This window comes from Marinobacter sp. UBA2498 (assembly GCF_002341575.1).
Taxonomy (GTDB): Bacteria; Pseudomonadota; Gammaproteobacteria; order Pseudomonadales; family Oleiphilaceae; genus Marinobacter; species Marinobacter manganoxydans.
Genome location: NZ_DDOI01000060.1, coordinates 1 through 7,169, shown reverse-complemented (window position 1 = coordinate 7,169; position 7,169 = coordinate 1). Strand labels below are relative to the sequence as shown.

The 7,169-nt window shown below is 57.5% G+C and carries 7 protein-coding genes; 1 reads left to right on the top strand and 6 read right to left on the bottom strand.

The genetic code is table 11. From position 1 onward, the window contains the following. The 6 genes from B2W52_RS07735 to B2W52_RS07710 form a co-directional block, all read right to left on the bottom strand. On the bottom strand, positions 1-715 hold a 715-nt coding region (locus tag B2W52_RS07735; RefSeq protein ID WP_286802293.1), incomplete at its 3' end, for a DUF4892 domain-containing protein. Next, a complete protein-coding gene (locus B2W52_RS07730; RefSeq protein ID WP_273069866.1) occupies positions 708-1,658 on the bottom strand; it encodes an alpha/beta fold hydrolase in 951 nt (316 codons plus the stop codon). The genes B2W52_RS07735 and B2W52_RS07730, both read right to left, overlap by 8 nt. Before the next feature lie 13 nt (positions 1,659-1,671). Beyond that, positions 1,672-2,022 (bottom strand): PilZ domain-containing protein, encoded by a 351-nt coding sequence (locus tag B2W52_RS07725; RefSeq protein WP_008171779.1) that lies wholly within the window; start codon positions 2,020-2,022, stop codon positions 1,672-1,674. 115 nt (positions 2,023-2,137) lie between these two features. Continuing rightward, positions 2,138-3,169: a DNA polymerase III subunit delta' gene (locus tag B2W52_RS07720; RefSeq protein WP_008171781.1), complete on the bottom strand. Its 1,032-nt coding sequence runs from the start codon at positions 3,167-3,169 to the stop codon at positions 2,138-2,140. Further along, positions 3,162-5,228: a transglutaminase TgpA family protein gene (locus tag B2W52_RS07715; protein ID WP_286802297.1), complete on the bottom strand. Its 2,067-nt coding sequence runs from the start codon at positions 5,226-5,228 to the stop codon at positions 3,162-3,164. The genes B2W52_RS07720 and B2W52_RS07715 overlap by 8 nt, the downstream gene beginning before the upstream one ends. A 5-nt stretch (positions 5,229-5,233) precedes the next feature. Further along, on the bottom strand, positions 5,234-6,268 hold the full coding sequence (locus tag B2W52_RS07710; protein ID WP_273069862.1) for a DUF58 domain-containing protein: 1,035 nt from the start codon (positions 6,266-6,268) through the stop codon (positions 5,234-5,236). Positions 6,269-6,456: 188 nt separating this feature from the next. Between B2W52_RS07710 and B2W52_RS07705 the strand changes: the two genes are divergently transcribed. Further along, a complete protein-coding gene (locus tag B2W52_RS07705) occupies positions 6,457-7,074 on the top strand; it encodes a hypothetical protein (protein ID WP_092032445.1) in 618 nt (205 codons plus the stop codon). Positions 7,075-7,169: the final 95 nt, after the last annotated feature.

The following is a 7,169-nucleotide window of genomic DNA, read 5'->3' as shown; positions in this document are numbered from 1 at the left end:
AGCCCACCAGTGCAACCACCGTCCCCTCTTCACGGGCCAGATCATTCACCCGCCTACGATCCGTTGCCTGCCAGTCGAACCGGTAGGTTACACCGCCTTGCCAGGGAACAATAATCGGCCCTTCAACGCGGTTGGCCATGGTGCCAAAGCCGGGAATGGTCGCGCCGGATTCGACCCGCAGGTGCTCCACCCACACATACTCCCGAAGGTTGCCGCGAGTCACCGTGTAAATGAGGGTCAGCCAACGGGCGCCGTCCTCGGCAACGGTGCCCGCCACCAGATAATCCTGGGTTGCATCACGGCCATAGAGAACCGCCTGATTAAAGATCTGGTTCGCCCATACGTTGCTTCTTCCACAACGGATACTGGAGCACTCGAACAGAATCTGGGCGTTTCTCTCGCGCAATAGAGCGAGGTAGTGGTCCCGCGCTTCCTCGCGACTTGAGTCTCGGGCAATCCGGTACAGGCGCCCTTCCCCAGTCACGGGCAAGCGGGCCAGGGTTTCGGAGCGAATCTCGTTATTGACTTCCCGCACGGGGCTGAACAATACCAGGTGTCCCGACGACTGAATCGAGACCGTATCTTCAAGCGTCGACTGTTGATAGGCCTCGGGCATATCCTCCGGAGCAGACTGCACACCGGAAGACAGAGCCAATAATCCGAGGATCGGAACCAAGAAACGTGTGAACAGTAATTTCAGCAAGCGATTACTCATTTTCCAGGAATTGTCTGATGGCTGTTGCAGCCGGCCCGGTCTCGCCATCCAGATGGCAATGGTGACCTCCCGGCACGTTAACGATCTGGAGGTTGGCGATAGCGTCAGCGCGTTTATCCAGATCCTTTCTGTACGAAAGAAGTCCTGCATCGGCTCTGACAAAAAGCACATGGGTTTCGATAGCAGACAGCGAAGCCAGCACCTGCTCTTCGGTCATCATCAATGGAGACGGGTGCCGTAACCTGGGATCGGTCTGCCAGACGTAGCCCTCTCCCTCGGGTTTCATATTGCGCGGAATGAGTGTCAGCGCGGCCTCGGGGCTGAGCGGGCTCAGCCCGCCCTCCCGTGCTTTGGCGGCCGTGGCGATATCCGGATAGACAACCTGGCGGCCAGAGCCGGCAATGCGTTTTTTCACAGCTTTCCGGAGCTGGGGAATGGTTTCCTTAACCGGACGGCTCAGTGCGCCCAGGCTGTCGATCATGACAAGGTTTCGAATTCGCTCCGGAAAGGCGGCCGCGTAGAGCGCTCCGACAATCCCCCCAAGCGAGTGCCCGACCAGGTTGATCCTGCCATCCGGTGTTTCCTGGAAATAGCGTTCAACCAGCTCGGCAAGATCCGCCACATAGTCCATCAAGAGGTAACTCTGCCCCTCTGGCCGGTGCCCGGAATGGCCATGCCCGGCGAAGTCCAGCGCGTAGACGGGCCCGAGTCGCGCCAGCTCCGGTGCGAGCTTCACAAAGGTAAGGCTGTTATCGAGCCAACCATGCAGCATTATGATCGGTGTATTATCTTGGGCATCAGTAGCGGCAGGCCAGCTAAGGCCGGCCAGGGTGATGTGCCGGAGTTTCCAATCGGACTCGCGGAACGACCGGGCGGGGTTTTCAATGCTCCCGTCCTTCACCTGGTTTCCGGGGGTGTCCGTGGGAAACGACATGTCGCTCATCCAGGCTCCGCCTTCACATTGTATGGGTGGGGCGATCGGAGCTCAGCGAGCCTGCCAGGTAGGATTCAATCTTGGTTCGGGCGGTCTCATCATCACCGTTGAACTGGACACCGATACCCGCGGCGCGGTTGCCCTGGGCACCTTTCGGCGTTATCCAGATTACCTTGCCGGCGACCGGAATTTTTTCAGGCTCGTCCATCAGGTTGAGAAGCAGGAAGACTTCGTCGCCCAACTGATATTGTTTCTGGGTCGGGATGAACAGACCGCCCTGGCGAATATACGGCATGTATGCCGCGTAGAGCACTGCTTTATCCTTGATTGTCAGGGTGAGTATGCCACTGCGCGCACCAAAACCTGGCCCCATAACTGACACCTTTCTCTTAGATCGTTTTGAACGGTTATCGGGATCCGAAAATCCCTTTCATTCCGGAATCATAGCAGTTGTTGCCCCCAAAGACGCAATTCTGCCGGGATATCCACTAGGCAGCAGGGCGTTTCACCGGCATCAGCTTTTGCCAGGCGATCAGAAGACGACTGGCTTCCAGCTCGGGGCTGGCGTTGTAGACACCCGCTGCGCGTGATTCCTTTACCATATCGAGCAACTCATGGGCCCGCCAGCCGGGCGTCGTTTTGGCAAGAAATCCGAGCATATCGGCCGCATCGGCGTCCCGAGCACTGCCCCCGACTATCAAGCGTGCCAGATCAGCCGCCCAGGTTTCGAACAACCAAAGCGTATCTTCCAGGCCCATGGACTTGAACGCCCTGGCGGCCTCACCGACCGGAATCCTGGACTTCATGAAATCCTTGAAGCGGTCGAGGGCCGTGTCCCGCAAACCGATGAAATCACCTGTTGCGTAGTCCAGTGCCAATCTGGGTGCATTACCCGCCAGCATCAAAGCTTTGGCCAGAACATCTGCAGAGGGTTGTGTATCTTCGGGAAGATTCTTTACCCGAGTGAGGAGCCACTGGTTCGCTTCGCTGTTACCGGGCACCGGAACCGTCAATGTCTGGCACCGGGACCGGATGGTAGGAAGCACCGGGCGACCGCTCTCCTGCAACAGAATCAAGGTTACGTCGGGCAGCGGCTCTTCAAGTGTTTTCAGCAATGCGTTCGCCGCATTGATGTTCAACTGATCCGCCCGGTCAATAATCGCCACTTTATGGTGGGCAACCTGCGGAGACGCCACCGCAAACGACGACAGAGCCCTGACCTGATCCACCTTGACCATACGGGACTTTTCCGGCGCATAAATCCGGATATCCGGGTGGCTGGCGGCGGCCAGAAGTTCACATTGTTTACAGCGGCCACAGGCAATTGGCTGGCCCGCTTCCCGGCCCAATGGCTGATCGCACAGTAGCAGCCCACCGACAGCCTCTGCCCAGGACCGCTTACCCACACCACACTCACCAACGAGTATGAGAGCGTGTGGTAGTCGGTCTTCTGCGACCCGGCTCTGAACCGTTTGCCAGGCACGGCGCAGCCAGGGCATATCTTGGGCAATATCAGTCACTGGATCTTCCTGTGCGGGTTCCGGATCTGCGCAGTTGGCGCTTCATGGTTGCAAGCAAGCGGCGCATTCGCTTCAACTGCTCAACGCCCTCGTCGTCTTTACCAGCGCTATAGTAATGGCTGTTCACCATCCGGGCAAAAAGCCTGGCAGAATCCCCTGCAGCCGGTTCAGCTTTTGCCAGCCTTGATGCAAGAACCGACGGCGTTTCACCATGCCGGACAGGCACGCCTGCACTCGCGCACAGACGGTGCCACGTATCCACGACCCTCCGGAACGCGTCTCGCCTTTCTCCACGTCGCATCTGCAACGCGGAAATGAGTCCAGCGATTAGCAAACCGGCACCAACGATACCCGCCGTCATGTATCCCAATTCACGCATGCCGAAACCACCGGGCAACCTGGACATCAGATCCATCTGGCTCTGGCCCTGATAGCCGACGACCCAGCGCTGCCACTGGTAGTTGATGCGATCCAGCTGAAGACTCGCCCATTGCACCAGGGCCACATCTGCATAACGCTGGGGAGAAGCCCAGTTATTTTCCAGGAAGGATCCCTCCTCTGCCACCGCATCTCTCAGGCCTGACTCAATCCTATCCGGTGCAATGGCGGCCGTCGGGTCGATTCTCACCCATCCGCGGCCGTCAATGTAGGCCTCAACCCAGGCATGGGCATCGTACTGCCGCACAATCAGATAATCGCCCCCCGCCCCGTTTTCGCCCCCCTGATAGCCGACGACAACGCGCGAGGGAATACCGGCAGCGCGCAACACGAATGTGGTTGCGCCAGCATAGTGGGCGCAAAAACCGCGCTTCTCGTCGAAAAGCAGGGCATCAATGCCGTCTACAGGCATGGCAGGAGGTCTGAGCGTGTAAAAGTATTCCTGTTCTCGAAAACGCTGCAACAGGGTACGAACGACCTGCTCGTCGCCCATCGTACGGCGAAGTTCCCGCGCAAATTCTCGCGCTCTGGGATTGCCCTCCTGCGGCAACTGAAGATAGCGGCGCAGTTCGGCAGCGCTTTGTTTTTCGGCAACAGAGGCTTCGCTCTCCAGTGCCAGCCTGTAACGTACCGGGCTGTCAGCCGGCCGCCGGAAACGGAAAAGATCCGCGCTGTCTTCGAACACGTTATCCGATACCGCACGGGAACCTTCCAGGGCAAATGCCCAGCGCTGGTCCGTAGGTTCCAACAACACGTCATACTGGTTTGGCTCAAGCTCTCCTATTCCACCATCAACCGCTACGCGGCCCAGGGCCCGAAATGGTTCTTGTTGACCCTGGCGCCAGGTTTCTCCATCCAGGTAGTCGAGAATAAGCCCTCGCCAGTACCTGTCCCTGTAGGCGGGCATCTCGCCGCCAAAGGTTACCCGGAACGCCCTCTCACTGCTCTGGGCAAGGTTGGAAATATCCCCTGGCCTCATGGTGTCGCTGATCCCGGTCCGGGCCTCACCGGACACCAGCGGCACACTCCACAGCGGCGACATCCGCGGGAAAAACACGAATAAAAGAACGACGATTGGCAGTGTCTTGAGGAACATTCCACCCAGCCTGCGCCAGCCTGAAGTCATGCCACCGGGCAGTTCCGGTGCGTTCAGTACTTGCAGCCCGACCAGCAGCAGCGTTATGCCGGTGAAGTTGACCAGTGCCCATAGAATCTCCTGATGAAACAGGAAATTTACCGAGGCCAGATAGACAAGAATGAAAAAAAGAACGTAGAAGTCCCTGACCGAACGGGTCTCCAGCCACTTGAGACCTACCGCCAGCACGAAGAACGAAGCTGCGGTATCTACCGTGAACCTCCCCTGTACTGTTGCAACATAGACGCCGATCAGCACCAGCATAATGCCCGTGCGTAACAGGCGGCCAGGGAGCCTTACCCTTCCGTATTGCGCCAACCAGCGCCAGGCGGCCAACACTGCGCAAGCCGCAATCAGCCAGAGCGGTAACCGGTCCCACTGTGGCGACAGCAGCAACGCAAAACTGGCAATCAGCCAGAGCAGGGCTCTCGAAGGCAGATTGGTCGCTGACGCTTCTTGCGATTGGGTGCCTCTAATGCTGTCCAGGAAACTCAAGCCTGCTCCTCCCCTGCATACTGCGGCGGGTTTCCTATCGGATTCCTGCGCGTTCCATGGGGCTCGGCCATGGTATCCCGCGGCCGTTCCTCACCCCAGGCCGCCAATGCTCGCAGGCACCGTGCTGCGTGTGCCGGCCCCGAATCAGGCTCGATGATCTGCCCGGGAAGATTCAACCCGAAACGCACGCCGCTTTTGCCCCGTTCATTGACCAGAAACGCCAGGTAACTCAACCGCAACTCATGGTCTGCGCCAGGGTATGCGTTGAAATCCAGCCAATAGGGACTGCCCTGCTCACCCTCCCAGTCTGCCACCACCATTTGCCCGGTTCGTGCGAACCGCTTCCAGAGCACCCGCTGACTGAGATCACCTTCCCGCCAGGGTCGGATATCCGCATGGTCATTGCCTTCAACGGATCGTGCTTCTGCTGACTCTTCACCATCCTCTACCGTGCTGAACGCCTCAGGAGCTGGAACCGGCCTTGGGAATACCAGACCGGCGGATACCGGCCGAACCCACGACCAGGCCTTGAGGAGGCCGAACGGAAAACGCGTTTCAATCCGTACCCGATCGGGCCGCAAATACCCCCGATGAGCGGAATGAACCGGAAGCGTGACATCAAGGGAACGACCCGAGTGAACGTGAACCGGGGCCAGGCCGGACTCTTCGCAGGACAGCAGGATGGCAATGGCGTCATCCCGCCCTGCCATCAGGCGGAATCGAAACGGAATATCATCACCGGCAAAGCCCTCTCCTGGCTGAACCAGCGTGAGTTCCAGGCCGGACAGATTTCGATGGGTCTGATGCATCGCGCCAACAAAGACCGCCCCAAGCAGAAAGGTACTCAGATAAATCAGGCTGTTCTGATAATTGATGCCGGTGAGAAGCATGATGACGAGCAACAGCCCGAACACGAGTCCCGCACCAGTAGGCAGGATGAATATGTTCTTCTGACTGAAGCTCTGGACATCGGACCGCGGAATCCGTCGGTTAATCCAGCGACGAAAGCGATTTCTGAACGGATTTTTCATAGTAGAACTGAGGCCCTGCGATGCCCAAAAAGTTCATGGTATTCGACCACGATTTTGCGTTGATTAGTAACAGTACCGAAAAATCAAAGATTCTGATCACAATCCCAGATAATCTGGCTTGAATTCCTGTCTGACAAACCGAATACTCGTTCAAGGGAGCGTATTTTTTAAACAAAAGAGGCCAGATTATGAAACGCCGACACCTGCTCACCACCGCCATCAGCGGTCTGGTTGTTGCATTACCTGCCTTTGGTGGCGTTCAGACCATGACCTCGGACGAGATGGTGGAAACCTATGTGAAAGATTCCGCCGTAATCGTTGTCCCCAAAGAACGGAAGAAATCAGAAGCCGACCGCCAACGTATCCTGCGCTCCCTCACCATATCGCCCGGCGAACCGGTACTGACCGAAGCCGAAGAGGAAGCTTACCGGGAAGCGTTGCAACGATACGTTGATGAGGGCAAGACCGATGCTCTGGAAAACGCAGAAGATGAATTCCTCCGTCGCGCCCTGCTGCTGCCCCAGGAAGAAATCGCCCGGGCGCAGCCGCCAGCAGAGTTTACCCCAACGATTCCACCAATCATCTTTGGGCAGCAGGCACAGATTCCAGAAGAGCCTTTTACGCAAACCTTTCTTAATGATCAACTGGGGATAGGGTTTGACGGGCAGAACCTGAATTTCAGCATCGGCAATCCGCCGGGGATTGATCAGATACAGGTTCCGCAGGCCATTAATGAAGGACCGATTACTTTGACACCGAGGCCCGGTGGTGGGTTTGATCTTTCTATTGCGGTGCCGGATCAGTAGCGCTGACTTTTAAATCAGTTGCGAAAACGGCAGCCAGGATTGGCTGCCGTTTTTTATTGTCTCTGTTTTTCATCTGACCAAATAAAAACGCCCCG